This is a genomic window from Rhizobium sp. PDO1-076, from assembly GCF_000247475.1.
Lineage (GTDB): Bacteria > Pseudomonadota > Alphaproteobacteria > Rhizobiales > Rhizobiaceae > Allorhizobium.
In genome coordinates this window covers 1-18871 of the sequence record NZ_AHZC01000429.1, presented here as the reverse complement: position 1 = coordinate 18871, position 18871 = coordinate 1, and the positions used below count along the sequence as shown (strand labels likewise).

Here is an 18871-nt window from a genome sequence, read left to right as displayed (position 1 = left end):
ATCAGAGACGGTGAGGCAATCAGCATCATGGAGATCATGATGCGCTGTCCCATGCCGCCAGACACCTCATGCGGATAGAGATCGAACACCCGCTGTGGGTCGCGGATCTTGACACGCTCGAGCATGGAAATGGTCCGAGCGCGCGCTTCCTTCCTCGATACCTTTTCGTGCAGGATCACTGTCTCTGAGATCTGTTCGCCAACCGTCATGACCGGATTGAGCGAGTATTTTGGGTCCTGCAGGATCATGGCGATCCGCCGGCCGCGGACCGACAGCATCTGGTCTTCTGTCGCGGTGAGCAGGTCGACATCCTCGAATTGCATGCGGTCGGCCTTGACGATCGCTTGTGGCGGTTGCAGCCGCATGACGGCGCGGCCGGTGGTGCTTTTGCCCGATCCGGATTCGCCGATGATGCCGACTTTTTCTCGCCCGACGGTGAAAGAGACGTTGCGAACGGCTGTGACCACGCCGGACAAGGTCGGAAACTCGACCGACATGTTTTCGACGGTCAGGATGGGATCGGATATCTTATGCATTTCGAGGATCCAGTATGTCGCGCAGCCCATCGCCGAGCAGGTTGAAGGCAAGGCTTACCGTCAAGATCGCAACGCCGGGGATCGTGGTCAGCCACCACGCATCGAGAAGATACTGGCGACCGGAGGCTGCCATGGCACCCCATTCCGGCATCGGCGGCTGCGCACCAAGGCCGAGAAAGCCCAGACCAGCGGCCGTCAGGATGATACTCGACATGTTCAGTGTCAGGCGCACGACGACCGATGGCGCGCAAAGCGGCACGATGTGGCGCACAAGGATGCGGATCATGCCGGCGCCCTGCAGTTCGGCGGCAACGACAAAATCGGCATTGCGGAAGGTCAGCGTTTCTGCGCGCGCCAGTCGCGCGATCGGTGGCCAGACGGTCAGGGCAATCGCGATCACGGCATTCTCAATGCCTGGGCCAAGGCTTGCCGAGAAAGCGAGCGCCAGCACCAGGCTCGGAAACGACAGAAAGATATCGGTGATGCGCATCAGCACGATATCGACCCAACCACCGAGATAGCCAGCCGTCGCGCCGATCAGAAAGCCGATCGGTGCGACGATGATCGTGACGAGGATGCTGATATAAAGCGTGGTGCGGGCGCCATAGACCAGTCGCGTATAGACGTCGCGGCCGAATTCGTCGGTGCCGAACCAGTGCTGCCATGACAAGGGCTGCAATGCCCGGGACAAGTCTTGGCTATAGGGGTCGTAGCTCGTGATTGCCGGGGCAAGAATGGCAACGACAATTAAGGACAGAACAACGAGGAAGCCGGTAAAGGCAAGCGGATTGGCAAGCAGGCTCAGCCAGGCGACATACATCTTGTGCAGGCGCGCCTGACGGGTGGAGGTGAATTCCTCGTTGATCAGCCAGTTATGCAGTGAGGTGAAGGAACTGTTCTGTGTCATGGCGATCACCGCGTTCGTGGGTCGATGAAGCGATAGACAATGTCCGAAAGGAGATTGATCGCGATGGAGATCATGCCGATCAGTAGTACGCTTCCGAGCACGGCATTCATGTCGGCGAAGAACAGTGCCGAAGTGAGATACTGGCCAAGACCCGGCCATGCAAAGACGGTTTCGATCAGCACTGTGCCGTCGAGCAGACCGCAATAGGCGAGCGCCACGACCGTCAGCAATTGCACGCGGATATTGCGGAACGCATGCCGCCAGACCACGGCGCGCTGGCCGAGCCCCTTTGCCCGGGCGGTCAGGATATATTCCTGGCGCAGTTGTTCAAGCATGAAGCTGCGGCTCATGCGGCTGAGATAAGCCATCGCGGCATAGCCGAGAATAAGAGCGGGTGCGATCACATGATGAAGGGCGCTGAAGAAGACTTCCCATTCGCCGGCCAAGATCGAATCCAGCAAGAGTGATCCTGTCGGGCCTTCGACAAGCCCTTCATTGTAGATGTCGATGCGTCCACCACCGGGGATCAGTCCGAATTTTGCATAGAAGATCAGGATGACGATCGTGCCCAACCAGAAAATCGGCGTCGAATAGCTTAGCAGGCCGACCACACGACCGAGATGATCGACCCAGGTTCCCTTGCGAACTGCCGAGATGACGCCGAGGGGAACGCCGAAACCGGCACCGATCAGGGTCGCCAACGTTGCCAGTTCGATCGTGGCGGGAAAGACGCGGGCAAGGTCGCTCGATACGGTGTTCTTGGTGATGTGGGACTGGCCGAAATCCAGCCGGACGACATCGGCGAGATAATGCCCGAACTGGACATAGAGCGGACGATCGAGACCCATCTCCTTGTAGACACGGTCATAGGTCACCTGATCGGCCTGATCGCCGATGGCGGCAATGACCGGGTCAGCGGGCACAAGTCGGCCGATCACGAAAGTGATGACAAGAAGGCCGAGCAGGGTTGTGAGAATGACGGCGAACGAAGTCGCGATCTTGCGGGCACCGGACAGCAGCTTCTTGCCGCTGCCCGGGCCCTTCACGGTGGTCGCTTGGGAGGAAATCAAGTCAGGTGTCCTTGCTGCAGGCGATCATTCGCCCTTGGTCACGGTGTCCCAGCGGGTGAGCCAGGTCGAGTGTCCGGTGTAGCCCTTCACTTCCTTGCGAACGGCCTTTGCATCGGTTCTCTGGAACGAGGTGACGAGTGCCGGGGACGAGGCCAGATAGGCCTTGTTGATCTGCGTATAGAGATCGGCGCGCTTGGCCTTGTCCGTTTCATGCGCGGCGGCCAGCACCATATCCTGGATTTCCTTCGGCACATCCCAGGCCGAACGCCATGCCAGAAGACCGGTGAGCTTGGCTTCGTCGGCATTGTTGGCATTGGTGGCATAGGAGGCAAGGACCGAATGCGGATCCGGCAGGCGCTCGCCTGAGCGGGCAGAGAAAATCTCGAAAGCCCGCTCGCGGAACTTGCCGATATGGTCGCCGCCCTGCAGGTCGAGCTTGATGCCGGCCTTGGCTGCATTGGCCTGCAGCGTCTGGGCCACTTCGTATTCCGGCGTGACCGGAGTAGCGAAATAGACCTTGGAGAAACCATCCGGATAGCCGGCCTCAGTCAGCAACTGCTTGGCCTTGTCGATGTCCAGCGTATAGGGATTATCTGTGATCGCGCCTGGCAGTCCGGCCGGAATGATGCTCTGCTGCTGTGTGCCGTAGTATTTCATCACGGTCTTGGATAGGCCGTCATAGTCGATCAGATAGCGGAAGGCTTCACGAACCTTGGGATTGGAGAGGATCTCGTCCTTCTGATTCAGCGCAACGTAATAGAAGCCGAAGCCGGGTGTCTTTTGAATGTCGACCTTGCCGCCAGTTTCGAGCGCGGACAGGTCTGTTGACGACAGGCGGGTCGCGACATCCATGTCGCCGGCCTCGATCTGAAGGCGCTGGGCGGACGATTCCGGCATGTGGCGCAGGATGACACGACGCATGGCCGGTGCGCCCTGCCAGTAATCGGCATAGGCTTCGGCGATCAGGGTCTCATTGGCACGCCAGGTGCGCAGCGAATAAGGGCCGGAGCCGGCGTCAGCCGTTTGCAGGAATTCCCGGCCCATGTCGCCGTCCTTGGCCTTGTCTGCCAGGAACGCACTGTCCAGCACCGAGGTGGAGAAGCTGGCGAGCGATAGCAGGATCAGGTCCGCATTCCAGACTTCCGGCGTTTCCACGACCAAGGTCTGTTCGTCGGTGGCGCGGATCAGGCTGTCGACATTGTCAGCGGAAAAGCCCCATTGGCGAAGGTCGGTGGACGGTGCGAGGCCGAGCTTGACGAGGCGGCGGAGCGACCATTCGACATCCTTGGCCGTCAGAGCATTGCCGGAATGGAAAGTCACGCCGGAGCGGATCTTGAACGTGAAAGTCTTGCCGTCGTCCGAGATGGTCCAGCTTTCGGCGAGCCCCGGCTGCGGCTCGTTGATCTTGTCCGCCGGAAGGACGATGAGGCGCTCATAGAGGTTGGCGACGACTTCGGCGGCCTCCAGCTGGTTGAGTTCATGCGGATCAAGACCGCGCATAGAGGACATGTTGGTAGCGATCACCAACTGATCCTTGGGTGTGGCGGCAATCGCCGCAAACGGTAGCGAAGTCATGATGGCAACTGCGCTAGCAAGCGACAGGAAGTGGCGTCTCAGCATGTTCATTCTCCTCCGGTGAGGCTCCTCAACCTCTAAGTTTCATCAGATTTCATATCGACATTCACCTGAAATCTGGTATATCAGATCTCATAACTCGAATAATTCGTCAACAGGATTTTGCAGCAATGGCTGATGAAACAAATCGACAGGGTGGCGTAGGGGGGATTGAGAAACTCGATCCGCAGCTCCAGTTGACGGTCCGCGATCACGTTCACCGCATTCTTCGCGGATCCATTCTTGCCGGCCGGTTCCAGCCGGATCAGAAGGTGAATGAGCGTCAACTGGCCGAGCAGTTCGGCGTCAGCACGACGCCGATCAAGGAAGCGTTGCGGCTGCTGGAGGCCGAGGGGCTGGTGCAAGCCCTGCCGCGCAGGGGTGTGCTGATCCGCTTCAACATGAACTGGGCCGAGGAGATGATCCTTGCCCGCGCAGCGTTGGAATCAATGATCGGTCGGCTCGCCGCAAGGCGTATTGCCGACGACAGCAAGTCGGCACTGACGGCGACGGTCAAATTGATGGAGGCGGCGACGTCCAGCGGCAATGCGGACGAACTGATCTTGCTCAACGAAACCTTCCATGAGCAGATCCACCGCGCCTCGCGCTGTCAGTATCTGGCTCGGTTGATCGAACGTCAGCAGTTCTATGATGCCAGCATTCGCCGAATCATCCATTCCGATCCGGCCGAGCGTGAAAAAGCCCTGCACGAACATAGCGCCATTGCCGCAGCCATCATCGACGGTGATGCCGAGCGTGCGGAAAAGCAGATGCGTGATCACGTCGTGCGCTCTGGTGATACCTATCTGTCAATCGTTTTCGGGAACAAAGAGGATGCCCAAGGTGAGTGAGAAGCTCGAGACTGTAAGAAAAGCACTGATTGGAATCTCCGGCGTTCCGGTCACGCCCTATGGCACCGACGGCAGCATAGATGTGGCAACGCTTGATGCGCTGATCAGGGACATGGCTGCCGCCCGCGTCCACAACCTGATGGCTGCTGGCAATACCGGCGAATTTTTTACCCTGACCATGGATGAAATTAGTCTTGTGCACCGCACGACAATCAAGGCTGCTGCCGGGAAATCGCTTGTCAGCGCTGCCGTCGGCCGTTCGCTGACCGACGCCAAGCTGCTGGCCCGCGATGCGATTGCCGAAGGTGCGGATGCGATCATGGGACATCACCCGATGGACCCGTTTGCCGGCCCTTCCTATCAGGCGCGCTATTTCCTCGAACTCGCCGAGTTCTGCACAGTTCCGGTAATTGCCTATGTGCGCAGCGATGGTTTCTCGGTTGCCGATTTCCGTCAACTGGCCTTGCATCCGAACATTGCCGGCATCAAGTTCGCATCGTCGAACCTGATGCTGCTGGCCGAAGTCATCCGCTCGACACAGGACGCTCCGGCGATCTGGGTCTGCGGCCTGGCGGAAGGCTGGGCGCCGGCCTTCTATGCACTCGGCGCGCGTGGCTTCACCTCTGGCCTCGTCAACGTCTTCCCGCAGCGTTCGCATGCCATTCTTGCAGCCTTGCAGGACGGCAACTACGCCGGCGCCCGCGCATTGATCGACGGCATTGCCGAATTCGAGAGCCTTCGCACCAAATACAACAATGGCGCCAACGTCACGGTCGTCAAGGAAGCGCTTGGCATGCTGGGCAACGATGTCGGTCCCGTCCGCCTTCCGGGCGTGGTGGCACTCAATGACGCCGAGCGGGCCATCCTGCGCAGCGTGGTCGACCGCATCACCACCGAACAACGCGCTGCCTGAGGAGACGAGTTGTGCATATTACTGGTATCAAGACCTACATGCAGCGCGTCGATGAACGACCGCGCCTGCTTTTGAAGATAGAGACCAGCGAAGGCATTTCCGGTTGGGGCGAATGCTACAATCATGGCCCCGATCTCGCATTGCCGCCGCTGTTCGACTATCTCTTCCATCAGATCGAGGGTGAAGATCCCCGCCGGGTCGAATATCTCGTGCTGAAGCTCAATCAGCAATGCCGGTTCCCGCCGGGCGCGCTTGGTCTGGCCGCAATTTCCGCGATCGATCATGCGCTTTGGGACATCGCCGGCAAGGCTGCGGGCCTGCCGGTCTATATGCTGCTTGGCGGCCATGTCCGCGATCGGGTGAAGGTGTATTGCGGTGTCTACACCGCCCCCGATCCGCAGCACGCGCTCGACCAGACGCTGCAACTCAACGAAGAATATGGCTATACCGCCTTCAAGCTCAGCCCCTATCGTCGCGACCTGCATGCCAGCCGCTGGGGCGAAGTGGTCAAGGAGACCGGCGACTATTTCGGCAAGATCCGTGAGATCACCCCGTCGCATTACGAATTTGCCTTCGATGCGCATGCGAAGATCTTCGAGCCGTATCAGGCCGTTCAGCTTGCGGCAGCGCTCGCTCCCAACGACCCGCTCTTCTACGAAGAGCCGATCCGCCCGGAGCATATCCCGGCCTGGACCGAACTGAAATCCAAGGTCACCGTGCCGCTGGCGACAGGGGAATCACTCTATAACCGGTTTGAATTCCTGTCGCTCTTGACTTCCCGCGGCGCCGACATCATTCAGCCGGATATCTGCGTTGTCGGAGGCCTGAGCGAAATGCGGCGGATCGCCGCGATCGCCGAGGCGCATTACGTAACGGTGGCACCCCACAACCCGATGGGCCCGCTTGCAACGGCTGTGAATATCCATTTCTGCGCTGCCCAGCCGAACTTCAAGATCCTCGAGTTCAAGCCGCATGTTCATGCCCCATGGGCACTTGATCCCTATATGCCGGTAGACGGTCATATGGAGCTCCGTCCCGATCGTCCCGGCTGGGGCATCGAGATTGATGAGGCTGTCCTAGCCAAAGATGATTATGTACACTGGGAGCGCAAAATCACACGCAAGCCGGATGGTGCAACGGCCTATCCTTGACCGGTGAGGCCATGTAGCTATGTGCGTGGTGATTTGGCCGGTTGTTGCGTGGAGTGCAGCCCCTTTCCCGCGCAGCAACGGGCGCTATGAATTGGGACCACTTCATTCCAGCTATTGGAACAGCTATGCACTCGCTCTAGAGATCAGGCTGCCCGTAAAGAGACGACCAAGATGCTCGTCATCTGAATCTTCCAGAACCTTGACCAGATATTCAGCCATGTCCGCGAGAGGCTGTCGATAGGTTGTGAGGCGGTAATTGGGATTGTCGGCTTGGGGGACGTCATCGAAGCCCGTGATGGCAATATCTTCCGGAATGGAAAGGCCCAAGGTGTAGCGAACCGCATCGCTTGCGCCCATTGCAAGGGCGTCGTTTTCGCAAACCAGCACATCCGGCAGGTCTTCCCGCGCACAATTTCGTAACCGCTCCGTCACCACTTTGCCGGCCAGGGCCGGATCATACGTCGAAACGGTTACCAGTTCCGGCTCAACCCCGAAATGTGTTGCCCAATAGGAGAAAAAGGTTTCCTTGCGCAGGAGATGCGCCGAGTAGTTCTGCGGTCCCGCAACAAAAAGCGGGCGTCGATACCCGCGCTGGTGCACGTAGCGTGCAAGTTCGCTCATCGCACCCACATCATCGACTGAAATCGAGATGGTGTTGGCGTGCTCCGAGCTTCGGGCAAAGATGATAAGCTTGCGAAACCGGCGTGCGTGCAGCGCAGTTTCAAGCACCTCATCATCAAATTGCAGGCCAATCAGGATCACCGCGTCCACGCGCCTCTGGCTGGCATTCAGCAGGGCATGGCCGGCGTCATTGCGATCCAGCGTATTGACCAGTAGGATATCCCAGCCGGCTCGCCGCAGGTTCCGGGTGAGGCACTCCATCATGACCAGCTTGTGGGGGTTGGCGAAGTCATCGATGAGCAGCGCCACCAGATTTGACCGGTCGGACGCTAGGCTGGCGGCACGCAGGTCCGGCACATAACCCAGCCGCTCGGCAGCGATCATCACCTTTTCCAGGCTTTTGCGAGAAATGGAGGCTTCCTTGCGGAAGGCGCGGTTGACCGTCCACCTCGATACGCCTGCCGCCTCGGCAACGTCGTCCGCAGTCACATTGGTAAATTCAAGCTTTTTTCCGTCCGGCATCCCGTTCTCCCGGTCCATCCCGCAGGACCGTTCTGCATTGATAGCGTGAATATAAAGCAATCCAATTAGAAAAATTGCTCCCGCGAGCAAAATTGTCTTGCTCCCGCGAGCAAAAATTATAATAGTGCCCTCGAAGGCACCTTCAGGCTGTGCTTTGGGAGGAATATCAGTGCTTAAAATAGGATTGCTCGGTGCCGGCCGTATTGGTCGTGTCCACGCCATCAACATCGACGGTCACCCAGATAGCGAGTTGGCCGCCGTGTCGGATGTCAACGACGAAGCCGCCCGGTCACTGGCTGGAGCCTACGGCGCGATCGTTGCCGGGGCCGACGAGATTCTCGATGATCCGGCAATTGACGCTGTGCTGATTGCAACGTCCACCGATACGCATTCCGATTTCATCGAGAAGGCAACGCGGGCTGGCAAGGCCGTGCTTTGCGAAAAGCCGGTTGATCTGTCCCTAGCCCGGGCGAGGGCCTGCCTTGCGAAGGCATCGGCAACCGGTGTGCCGGTGATGGTCGGCTTCAACCGCCGCTTCGATCCGAATTTCTCCCGCATCAAGTCAGGCCTCAATGCCGGCGAGATCGGCAAGGCTGAGCTGCTTTCGATCACCTCATTCGATCCTTCGCCGCCGCCCATCAGCTATATCAAGGTATCCGGCGGCCTGTTCCGCGACATGATGATCCACGATTTTGACATGGCGAATTTCCTCATGGGGGAGGCGCCAAAAACGGTTCATGCGGTCGGAACCTCGATTGTCGATCCCGCTATCGGCGCTGCCGGCGATGTGGATACCGCTGTCGTGACGTTGGCCTATTCGGATGGCCGCATCGCCGTCATCAAAAACAGCCGCCGTGCGGTCTATGGTTATGACCAGCGCGTCGAGTTGCTGGGTTCGGAAGGATTGCTTTCGGCTGGAAACGTGCTGGAAAACACGGTCTCCAAGGCAACCAGATCCGGCGTGACGAGCGCCAAGCCCGAGTTTTTCTTTCTGGAGCGATATCTGCGCGCCTATGCGGCGGAGTGGGATGCATTCGTACGGGCGATCCTTGATGGTTCTGTCGTTCCGGTTACGCTCCAGGATGGGGTTGCTGCTCTCGCAATGGCTGAAGCGGCAACGCAATCGGCGGCATCGGGTCAGCCGGTTCATCTCGCGCCCTGAACATAGCGATGGCCTCAAGCCATCCCGCGATTAATGCCGGCGCGCACGGGAGGTGCTGCCGTCGGCTTCCAATTCCGGCTTTCTTGGCCGGATGAGAGGGCGTCGAGGATTGGCGTCCTTTGCAAACATAACTGGGAGGTTAACATGAAGAAATTACTCGCATCTGTTGCAGTGGCCGCAGTCATGGCCGTGGCGGCGCCGGCCTTCGCGACCGATATCATCGTGGTTGCGCATGGGCAGGCCAATGATCCTTTCTGGTCCGTGGTCAAGAATGGCGTCGAGAAGGCGGCCAAGGATACCGGTGTCAACGTAGAATTCCGTTCGCCGGAAACCTTCGACATGGTTCAGATGAGCCAACTGATCGATGCCGCTGTGAACCAGGAACCGGACGGTCTCGTCGTCTCCATTCCCGATGGCGATGCACTTGGCCCGGCGATCAAACGCGCGGTCGATGCAGGCATTCCCGTCATCTCGATGAACTCCGGTTCGGATGTGGCCCACAAGCTCGGCGCACTGCTGCATGTCGGTCAGTCGGAATTCGATGCGGGTAAGGCCGCTGGCGCCAAGCTTGCCGAAATGGGTGGTACGAAGGGCATTTGCGTCAACCAGGAAGTCGGCAATGTCGCCCTTGACCTTCGGTGCAAAGGCTTCACGGAAGGCTTCGGCAAGCCTGTGACCGTCATTCCGACGCAGAACGATCCCGCTGAAGTCGAATCCAAGGTTCGCGCGGCGCTCGAATCCGATCCGGCTGTCGATACGGTACTCGGCCTCGGCGCTTCACTGGTCGGCGAGCCTGCCGTCAAGGCCGTTCAGGCACTCGGGCGCGACAAGGTTCTGGTCGCCAGCTTCGACCTGTCTGCCGGTTTCCTGAAGGATGTTGCCGATGGCAAGGCTGCTTTCGCGATCGACCAGCAGCAGTTCCTGCAGGGTTACCTGCCTGTCGCCTTCCTTGCATTGAAAGCCCAATACGGTCTGGTCCCGGGCGGCGACGTGCCCTCCGGCCCGAACCTTGTGACCAAGGAAAGCGCCGCCGCGGTGATTGACCTGTCCGCCAAGGGCATCCGCTAAGACCTTAAGGCCGGGCCGCCTGTGGGAAGGGCGGCCCGTTCACGCCCAAGAGGAGGAAAACTATGTCGACCGAAATGCTGACGCACAGGGATGAACGGATCAAATCCGAATCCTTTGCCACAAAACTCATGAAACGACCGGAATTAGGGGCAATCGGGGGCGTCGTCCTTGTCACGCTTTTCTTTCTCGCCACGGCGGACCGGACAATGTTCACCCTATCCGGCATCATGAATTTCATGACCCCGGCAGCCCAGCTCGGCATTCTCGGTATCGCAGCAGCGATGCTGATGATCGGGGGAGAATTCGATCTCTCCATCGGTTCGATGGTGGCGTTCGCCGGCATGTTGTTCGGCGCGTTCACCGTCAATGTTGGCATGCCGTTGATCCTCGCCATACCCCTTACGCTACTACTCGCGGCCGCGCTCGGCGCAGCCAATGGCCTGATCGTCATTCGAACCGGCCTGCCTTCCTTTATCGTCACGCTGGCAGGCTTGTTCATTCTGCGTGGCGCAACACTGGTTGGCCTGAAGATCCTGACCGGCGGGGCCACACAGCTTCGCGGTATCCGGGAAGCCATCGGCGAAGACTTTCTCGCGCCGATCTTCTCCGGTGACGCCTTTGGGTTTCTGTTCCGATGGCTGGCAGAAGCCGGGCTCGTCGACAGCTTCAAATCCGGTGTGCCCAAGGTGCCTGGCATTCCGGTTGAAATCATCTGGTTCGTGCTGTTCGCCCTAGCCGCCACCTACGTCCTCCTGCGCACGCCGATTGGCAACTGGATCTTCGCGACAGGCGGCGACGCCAACGCCGCACAGAATTCCGGGGTTCCGGTCCGCAACGTCAGGATCACACTTTTCATGCTCACAGCCGTCGCGGCGGCTCTTGTCGCAATCATCACAGTCATGGATGCCGGATCCACTGACGCGCGTCGTGGCTTCATGAAGGAATTCGAAGCCATCATCACGGCTGTCATCGGCGGCTGCCTACTGACCGGCGGCTACGGCTCCGCCATCGGCGCCTTCTTTGGCGCGATCATCTTCGGCATGGTCACCATTGGCCTGACATACACAAAATTCGACCAGGACTGGTTCCAGATTTTCCTCGGCGGAATGTTGCTGCTTGCCGTCATTTTCAACAACATCATCCGCAGACGTGTGACGGGGGAGCGCTGACAATGACTACACCGATCATCCATATGGAAAACATCAAGAAGCATTATGGCAATGTCATTGCTCTGAACGGCGTGACCTTCGATCTGATGCCCGGCGAATGTCACTGCCTTCTCGGCGACAACGGTGCAGGTAAATCCACCTTCATCAAGACAATGTCCGGCGTGCACCAGCCAACTGAAGGCTCGATCACCTTCGAAGGCAAGCCGCTTTCATTTCAAAGTCCGCGAGAGGCCATGGAGGCGGGTATCGCCACGGTGTTCCAGGATCTGGCCATGATCCCGCTAATGTCTGTCACGCGCAATTTCTTCATGGGGCGCGAGCCAACGAAGGGCTGGGGACCGTTCAAACGGTTTGATATCGACAAGGCCAATGAAATCACCATGGTCGAAATGCGCAAGATGGGCATCAACTTGCGGGCTCCCGATCAAGCCGTCGGCACGCTGTCTGGCGGGGAGCGGCAGACGGTTGCAATTGCGCGGGCGGTTTATTTTGGTGCAAAGGTGCTGATCCTTGATGAGCCGACCTCCGCACTTGGCGTGCGTCAGACTTCGAATGTCCTTGCCACCATCAATCGAGTGCGTGCGCAAGGCATTGGCGTCGTTTTCATCTCTCACAATGTCCGTCATGCCATGGCGGTCGGTGATCGCTTCACCGTGCTCAACCGGGGCCAGACGTTGGGAACGGCCAGGAAGGGCGACATCAATGCTGCCCAGTTGCAGGACCTGATGGCTGGCGGGCAGGAACTGGCCGTGCTGGAAGGTTCGCTCGGCGGAACGATTTAAGGACTTGCCGGTCGGCTGGTATGTCGCCCCGCCATGCGTGAAACCGAGGAACAGAATGTCGTCTCCAATGCCGCAAACAGAACTTGGGATTGCCCTCATCGGAACGGGCTTCATGGGAAAGTGCCACGCCATGGCCTGGCGAAATGTCGCGGCCGTCTTTGGCGGCGCGCATCCAAGGCTTGAGGTTCTTGCAGATGTTACCGAAGACAGCGCTATGGGGTTTGCGCGCCAGTTCGGTTTTGCACGGGCAACCTCGCACTGGCAGGACGCGGTGGATGATCCGCAGGTAGACGTTGTGTCCATCACCGCGCCGAACGGCATGCACCGCCCGATGGCCGAAGCGGCGTTGCAAGCGGGCAAGCACGTCTGGCTCGAAAAGCCGATGGCGCTTACTCTGAGAGACGCCGAAGCCATGGCGGACGTTGCCGCCGCCCATCCGGGGCAGATCACCATGCTTGGCTATAATTACCTCAGAAGCCCTGCGTTTCAGGCGGTGAGAGACATGGTTCGCGCCGGAGCGATTGGCGAGCCGCTCGCCTTTCGCGGCGTTTATGACGAAGATTATTCCGCCGACCCGCTCCTCCCGTGGTCCTGGCGGATGACTCACGAGGGCGGCGGTCTGGGCGCGCTCGGTGACCTTGGCTGTCACCTCGTGAGCCAGATGCTGGCGCTGATGGGGCCGGTGGCAGAGGTCATTGCCCAAACACAGATCGCCATTCCCTGGCGCCCTTCGCCCGACGGGGCGAAGCGAGTGGAGAATGAGGATAGTGCGCTGGCACTTCTGCGCTTCACCTCTGGCGCGCAGGGTTCGTTTGCCACTTCACGCGTTGCACGGGGGCGCAAATGCCGCCTGCAGTGGGAGGTGCATGGCACGGGTGGAACAATTGTCTTCGATCAGGAAAACATGAACGAACTCTGGGTTCACCGGTCCGGGGAAGATGGTTTCGTGCGCCATCTGACGGGACCGGTTCAGCCTGATTTCTCGGCCTTCTGCCCGGCGCCAGGACATAACTTCGGTTTCAACGAGCAGAAGGTCGTCGAAGCGCGCGATCTTTTATCGGCCATTGCGGGGGCGCCGAACACCGGACCTGATTTTGCACAAGGGCTGGAGATCGAGAGGATCATTCATGCCATGGCGATGTCGAACGGCACGCGGATTGAACTCTGAATTTACCCGCATCATCTGGCCCGCCCGGGGCAGATCTAATCAACACCGATGACAATCCTTACAGGGGACTAAACGTGGAACAGCCCTTCATCCTTGCCGCCTGCGCGGAAATGCTCTGGCAGGATCGCCCGATCGAGTGGCGCGCAGCCCGCCTTGCCGAAATGGGCTTTCAGGTGGGCCTCTGGAACTGGCCTGATCATGACCTCGGCGCACTGGAACGTTCTGGAGCGACCTTTTCCATCATGAACGGCTATCTCACAGGGCGACTGGCAGATGACGATGGCGCTGACGAGCTTCTACGGTCCGCCCGCGAAACAGCACAGGTCGGCAAGCGCCTCGGGGTCGCACGGTTGAATCTGCATGGTACGGGGCTGGGTGAGGGCGGCCTTCCGGCGCGGCCTGCTGAAGTCGTGACCGGCAGCATGTGGCTGAAAGCCCGCGACACCCTTGCCCGTATCGCGGAGATGGCAGAGGAGGAGGATGTGGTCTTCACGCTGGAAAACCTGAACCTGCCGGTCGACCATCCTGGGACGCCATTTGGCCGCGCAGGGGACACGCTGGCATTGGTTTCTTCTGTAAATCATCCTCGGCTGAGGCTTAATCTGGACCTTTATCACGTGCAGATTGGCGAGGGTAACCTCATTGAAACCTGCCGCGCCTGCCTGCCATGGATCGGCGAGGTGCAGGTGGCCGATGTGCCCGGACGCTGCGAGCCGGGGACGGGCGAAATCAACTACCCGGCAATTGCCCGCGCACTTTTCGAAATGGGGTATCGCGGTCCAGTCGGAATGGAGGCCTACGCCAAGGGCAATTCGGATGCCGCACTTCAGGCCTTCCGCACCGCATTTACTCTGTTGTAGAGAGCTGGCTCAGGAAATCTGACCAGCCGGGATAATTGGAATATCTGCCTGACTTCGGTTTAGGTGCCGGGAATAGGAGATATCCTGATGAGACGGTCGCGCTGGAATGTAGCCTGGCTTTCAAGGCAAAAGTGACGCTCGCTGCCATCCGAGGCGAGCAGACGCTGGTGGAATTATCCCTGCAATTTGACGTGCACGCCAACCAGATTAAACAATGGAAAGACTAGGGCTGTGCGCACTCGAGAACAGATCGAACTGATATGTCGTAAATTGGCGTGGCATGGACATCTCCCCGACTGGTTTCATGAGAGATCAATGCTGTGCTCATGTCCGTGCCATATGCAGGAGTGCCTGCCTCTTCCCGCAACTTTGCCAACGCAAGCAGGCAAGAAAAATCGGCATATGCAATCGGCATGGCCAACCAGCGTGCACTCAGTGTTCGGTCAAACATCCACACCTGAATTTTAAGCAACCTGCATGACGTCGAACCCGAAACGCTGCGGCGAAACACAGCAGACCCTTTATCCACCAATCTATGAATATGAATAATTCGCCCAGACCAGAGATGCCACGGATGTAAAAGCTCCCGGACCTCGGTCCCGTGGGTGTTCCGTCGCCCTGTGGTACAACAGAAACTGGCCCCATGAGGCCAGACTATAAACCCGAGGCCCTCCCGATAACTGAAGGGAACCGTGTCTCGGGACACTCTCAATGCAACCCGAACAAGCCCAGCAGTTCCTCGCGCTGCCGGACGAAGCCGGGAGCGCTGCGGTCGCGCGGTCGCGGTAGCTCGATGTCGATCAGCCGTGGCTCGCCGCCCTTTTCCCGCGGTAGGATCAGGATCCGGTCGGCGAGGAAGATCGCCTCTTCGAGATCGTGCGTGACCAGTACCGTTGTCACGTCCTCGTCCTTCCAGATCCGCGCCAGTTCCTGCTGCATGCCGATCTTGGTCATGGCGTCGAGGGCCCCGAGGGGTTCATCGAGCAAGAGGATCTCCGGCTGGACGGCGAGCGCGCGGGCAATCCCGACACGCTGCGCCATGCCGCCTGAAAGCTGCCGGGGATAGGCGATCTCGAAGCCTTTCAGACCAACTAAGTCGATATATCTCTGGGCAATGAACCTAGCTTCGTCGCGCGAAAGCCCCCTGGTCTCCAGACCGAAACCGACATTGTCGATCACCGTCAGCCAGGGTAAAAGCCGCGGTTCCTGGAAGATGACGGCCCGCTCCGTGCCGACGCCACGGACGCGCCTTCCGTCAATCAGCACATCGCCGCCGTCTGCCTCTTCGAGGCCCGCCAGGATACGCAGAAGCGTTGTCTTGCCCGAACCGCTCGCGCCGACAATCGCCAGGCTTTCACCGGAGCGTATGGTAAGATTGAGGTTTCTCAGGATCGGCAGTGGCTGACCGTTCAGGGTGAAGGTCTTGGAGAGATGACGAACCGTCACCTCTCCACGGATATTGCTTGAAAGAGCCATCACCACGCCTCAGTTGCTTGCCGCATCGGCGGTGTAGAGAATGTCCTTGGCGGCCAGTTGCCCTTCCTTCAGCTTGCCTTCGCGGACCAGAACGTCGATCCAGAACTGCAGATCACGATCCACCGCCTGACCGCCCGGACGCACGCCATAGCCGCGGAAGAACTTGGCGATCTCTGGGTTTTCGCCGCGCTCGGCGAGGGCCTTGGCAAAGAGCGCCTTGGTTTCCTCCGGATGTTCGCGGGCATAGTCGAGCGCACGCTGCGACTGCTCGACAAAGACCTTCGCGGCCTCAGGGTGGTCCGCGATGAAGTCTCGGCGCAGGACGACGAAGCCGCCGGCGATGTCGCCCAGAACGTCGGTGTCATCGAAGATGGCCCGTAACCCGCCGTTCTGCTTGGCAACGCCCTCGAAGGTCGTCTGCCAGTAGCCGAAAGCCGAGACATCGACCTGGCCGGAGCGTAAGACCTGCTCAAGCTGCGGTCCCGGAACGACAATCTGGTTGGCGGCATCGCTTGGCAGGCCGACGGAGTGGAGCGCTTCGCGGATCGTGTAGTCGAGATGGGCGCCGAGCGTGTTTACGGCGATGCTCTTGTCGGCGATGTCCTTGATCTCCCTGATTGGGCTGTCCTCGAGCACGTAGAAGATCGACTGGACTTGATCGTTGATGCCGTTTGACGGATAGGCGGCGACAAAGTCGTTGCCGCCGACGATCGAGTTCAACACCGCCGATGTCGCCGCGCTGCCGATCTCGACGTCGCCGGACGCGAGCGCGATCAGCGAGGCTGGGCCGCCAGTCGCGTAGCCGACATTCTCGATGGTGATGCCGGTGCCGTCGAAATAGCCAAGTTCGGCGGCGAGTTCGTGAGCGGACAAGCCACCCTGGCTGGTGAGGTAGCGGAATTTGATTTTCTCGGCAGCATAGGCGGAACCGGACAGGCCGATGGAGATTGCGACCGACAGGAGGAGTTTGCGGGTGTGATATGTCATGGAATTTTTCCTTTTGAAGAGTGATGTCGCGTCGGGAGGCGGAGTGTTATTGGGGCAGCGCCCAGCGGCAGAGCTTGCGCTGCAGGAGAACGAGAGCGGCGTTGGCGGCGAGCCCCAGCAGGGCGAGCAGCAGGATGGCGGCAAACATCAAAGGGATCTGGAAGTTGTACTGGGCGTTCATCACCTGGAAACCGATACCCTTGTTGGCACCGATCATCTCGGCAGCGATCAGCAGCAGCAGTGCGGTGGTCGCAGAAAGCCTCAAGCCCACGAAAATCGCTGGAACGGAGGCCGGCAGGACGACGCGCCGAAAGATGGCAAGCGAACCCGCGCCATAGGTACGCGCCATCTCGATGAGCTTGGCATCCACTTCTTTTACCCCGCCGACCGTTGACAGGAGGATCGGGAAGAGTGTCGCCCAGAAGATCACAAAGACCTTTGAAGCCTCTCCAAGGCCCAGCATGAGGATGAAGACCGGATAAAGAGCGAGAGCCGAGGTCTGGCGAAAGAACTGCAGCAGCGGGTCGAGCGCCTGTTCAATGGCGCGAACCTGCCCCATGAACAGTCCGAGCGGAATGCCGAGCGCGACGGCGGCGAGGAAGGCGATCCCGGATCTTTGCAGACTGATCACGATGTCATCGACCAGTGCGCCCGTGGCGATGCCCTTCCACAGGGCGCCGAGGATCTGGTCGAGAGGCGGAAACACGGATGCGTTGACCCAGCCCAGTTTGGTCGACACCTGCCAGAAGACCAAGAAACCGATGACCAGACCGTAGCGCGACAGGATCGGAGCGGCGACCTTGGCCATCTGCACCAACCAGCGCGATGCTCGGTTTTCCGGGCGAGGGAGGCTGATCCCGTAAGCGGGACCACGTTGTATATCTTCAAATGACATGATCGGTCCTCACTCTGCAGCCTGGACGACCGACGTATCGACGGTCCAGCGGTTGACGGGGAAAGGCAGGCCGAGGTTCTCGCGCAAGGTGCTGCCCTCGTAAGCGGTGCGGAACAGTTCGCGACGCTGAAGCTCCGGGATGACGAGATCGACGAAATCGTTCAGGCCGGTCGGCAGCCATGGCGGCAGGATGTTGAAGCCGTCCGCCGCCTCGTTCTCGAACCATTCCTGCAGTGTGTCGGCGATCTGCACTGCCGTTCCGACAATGGTGAAGTGACCGCGGGCCGAGGCAACCCATTGATAGAGCTGGCGGATGGAAAAATTGTTCTCGTCGGCGATCTGGCGGATCAGCGCCTGGCGGCTCTTCATGCCTTCTGTCGGCGGTGCCGGCGGTAGCGGGCCATCCAAGTCGTAGCCGCGCAGATCCAGCGTTCCACCGGTCAGGCCATTGAGCAGACCGACTCCATCTTCTTCGAGGATCAGAGAGGTCAGACGATCATACTTCTCGCGGGCTTCGGCCTCGGTGCGACCGACGAAGGGCGAGACGCCGGGCATGACCAGAACATGGTCGGGATTGCGTCCGATGCCACGCGCGCGGTTCTTGATGTCGCGGTAGAATTCCTGCGCCGTCTCGATGTGCTGGTGCGCGGTGAAAATCACCTCGGCCGTCGCTGCCGCCAGCCCACGTCCGTCGTCGGATTGGCCCGCCTGGACGATCACCGGATGCCCCTGGCGAGAGCGGGACACGTTTAGCGGCCCTTTGACCTTGAAGTGCTCACCCTTGTGGTTTGTATCGTGAAGCTTGGCCGGTTCGAAGAAGACGCCGGTTTCCCGGTCGCGGACAAAGGCATCGTCTTCGAAGCTGTCCCACAGCTTTTTTACCACCTCTACATGCTCGGCGGCACGTTTGTAGCGATCGGCATGCGGCAACTGGGTATCGCGATTGAAATTCTGGGCGGTGGCATCGCCTGTCGTGGTGACGACATTCCAGCCAGCGCGTCCATTGGAGATAAGATCAAGCGACGCAAACTTACGTGCAGTGTTGTAAGGCTCTTCATAGGTCGTAGACGCGGTTGCGATGAAACCGAGATGGGTCGTGAAGGGCGCCAGGGCCGAAAA

General features: G+C 59.5%; 18 protein-coding genes and 1 pseudogene. 10 read left to right on the top strand and 9 right to left on the bottom strand.

Going from position 1 to position 18871, the window contains the following annotated elements; genetic code table 11:
* The 4 genes from PDO_RS24905 to PDO_RS24890 form a co-directional block, all read right to left on the bottom strand.
* The coding region (locus tag PDO_RS24905; protein ID WP_007608314.1) for an ATP-binding cassette domain-containing protein at positions 1–536 on the bottom strand (536 nt) is incomplete at its 3' end.
* A complete protein-coding gene (nikC, locus tag PDO_RS24900) occupies positions 529–1443 on the bottom strand; it encodes a nickel transporter permease (RefSeq protein ID WP_007608313.1) in 915 nt (304 codons plus the stop codon). The genes PDO_RS24905 and nikC, both read right to left, overlap by 8 nt.
* Before the next feature lie 5 nt (positions 1444–1448).
* Positions 1449–2513 (bottom strand): ABC transporter permease, encoded by a 1065-nt coding sequence (locus tag PDO_RS24895; RefSeq protein ID WP_007608312.1) that lies wholly within the window; start codon positions 2511–2513, stop codon positions 1449–1451.
* Between the two features lie 24 nt (positions 2514–2537).
* Positions 2538–4133: an ABC transporter substrate-binding protein gene (locus PDO_RS24890; RefSeq protein WP_007608311.1), complete on the bottom strand. Its 1596-nt coding sequence runs from the start codon at positions 4131–4133 to the stop codon at positions 2538–2540.
* 125 nt (positions 4134–4258) lie between these two features.
* Here PDO_RS24890 and PDO_RS24885 point away from each other — a divergent pair, with 125 nt between their 5' ends.
* Genes PDO_RS24885 through PDO_RS24875 form a run of 3 tightly spaced genes read left to right on the top strand, consistent with a single transcriptional unit; the run spans position 4259 to position 7042 of the window.
* A complete protein-coding gene (locus PDO_RS24885; protein WP_007608309.1) occupies positions 4259–4978 on the top strand; it encodes a GntR family transcriptional regulator in 720 nt (239 codons plus the stop codon).
* Complete coding sequence (locus tag PDO_RS24880; RefSeq protein ID WP_007608307.1) at positions 4962–5891, top strand: dihydrodipicolinate synthase family protein; 930 nt, start codon at positions 4962–4964, stop codon at positions 5889–5891. The genes PDO_RS24885 and PDO_RS24880 overlap by 17 nt, the downstream gene beginning before the upstream one ends.
* An 11-nt stretch (positions 5892–5902) precedes the next feature.
* Positions 5903–7042 (top strand): mandelate racemase/muconate lactonizing enzyme family protein, encoded by a 1140-nt coding sequence (locus tag PDO_RS24875; RefSeq protein ID WP_007608305.1) that lies wholly within the window; start codon positions 5903–5905, stop codon positions 7040–7042.
* Between the two features lie 123 nt (positions 7043–7165).
* On the opposite strand, the gene PDO_RS24870 is transcribed toward PDO_RS24875, so the two are convergent.
* A complete protein-coding gene (locus PDO_RS24870; protein ID WP_007608303.1) occupies positions 7166–8185 on the bottom strand; it encodes a LacI family DNA-binding transcriptional regulator in 1020 nt (339 codons plus the stop codon).
* A 169-nt stretch (positions 8186–8354) separates the two neighbouring features.
* Between PDO_RS24870 and iolG the strand changes: the two genes are divergently transcribed.
* The 7 genes and pseudogenes from iolG to PDO_RS24835 form a co-directional block, all read left to right on the top strand.
* On the top strand, positions 8355–9347 hold the full coding sequence (gene iolG, locus PDO_RS24865) for an inositol 2-dehydrogenase (protein ID WP_007608302.1): 993 nt from the start codon (positions 8355–8357) through the stop codon (positions 9345–9347).
* Between the two features lie 144 nt (positions 9348–9491).
* The gene (locus PDO_RS24860; RefSeq protein ID WP_007608301.1) at positions 9492–10415 is read left to right on the top strand and encodes a sugar ABC transporter substrate-binding protein; all 924 of its coding nucleotides are present in this window, start codon (positions 9492–9494) and stop codon (positions 10413–10415) included.
* Positions 10416–10477: 62 nt separating this feature from the next.
* Positions 10478–11584 (top strand): ABC transporter permease, encoded by a 1107-nt coding sequence (locus PDO_RS24855; RefSeq protein ID WP_007608300.1) that lies wholly within the window; start codon positions 10478–10480, stop codon positions 11582–11584.
* A 2-nt stretch (positions 11585–11586) separates the two neighbouring features.
* The gene (locus tag PDO_RS24850) at positions 11587–12366 is read left to right on the top strand and encodes an ATP-binding cassette domain-containing protein (protein ID WP_007608299.1); all 780 of its coding nucleotides are present in this window, start codon (positions 11587–11589) and stop codon (positions 12364–12366) included.
* Positions 12367–12421: 55 nt separating this feature from the next.
* Entirely contained in the window at positions 12422–13534 is a 1113-nt protein-coding gene (locus PDO_RS24845) for a Gfo/Idh/MocA family protein (protein WP_007608297.1), read from the top strand.
* Positions 13535–13644: 110 nt separating this feature from the next.
* Entirely contained in the window at positions 13645–14394 is a 750-nt protein-coding gene (locus PDO_RS24840) for a TIM barrel protein (RefSeq protein WP_052023507.1), read from the top strand.
* 87 nt (positions 14395–14481) lie between these two features.
* A pseudogene (locus tag PDO_RS24835) lies at positions 14482–14618 on the top strand (transposase); the annotation flags it as partial.
* Between the two features lie 484 nt (positions 14619–15102).
* Here PDO_RS24835 and PDO_RS24830 read toward each other — a convergent pair.
* The 4 genes from PDO_RS24830 to PDO_RS24815 form a co-directional block, all read right to left on the bottom strand.
* Positions 15103–15870, bottom strand: a complete 768-nt coding sequence (locus tag PDO_RS24830) for an ABC transporter ATP-binding protein (protein WP_007608292.1) — start codon at positions 15868–15870, stop codon at positions 15103–15105.
* 9 nt (positions 15871–15879) lie between these two features.
* Positions 15880–16857 (bottom strand): ABC transporter substrate-binding protein, encoded by a 978-nt coding sequence (locus PDO_RS24825; protein WP_007608290.1) that lies wholly within the window; start codon positions 16855–16857, stop codon positions 15880–15882.
* Between the two features lie 46 nt (positions 16858–16903).
* Positions 16904–17752: an ABC transporter permease gene (locus tag PDO_RS24820; protein WP_007608289.1), complete on the bottom strand. Its 849-nt coding sequence runs from the start codon at positions 17750–17752 to the stop codon at positions 16904–16906.
* A gap of 9 nt (positions 17753–17761) precedes the next feature.
* On the bottom strand, positions 17762–18871 hold a 1110-nt coding region (locus PDO_RS24815), incomplete at its 5' end, for an LLM class flavin-dependent oxidoreductase (protein ID WP_007608287.1).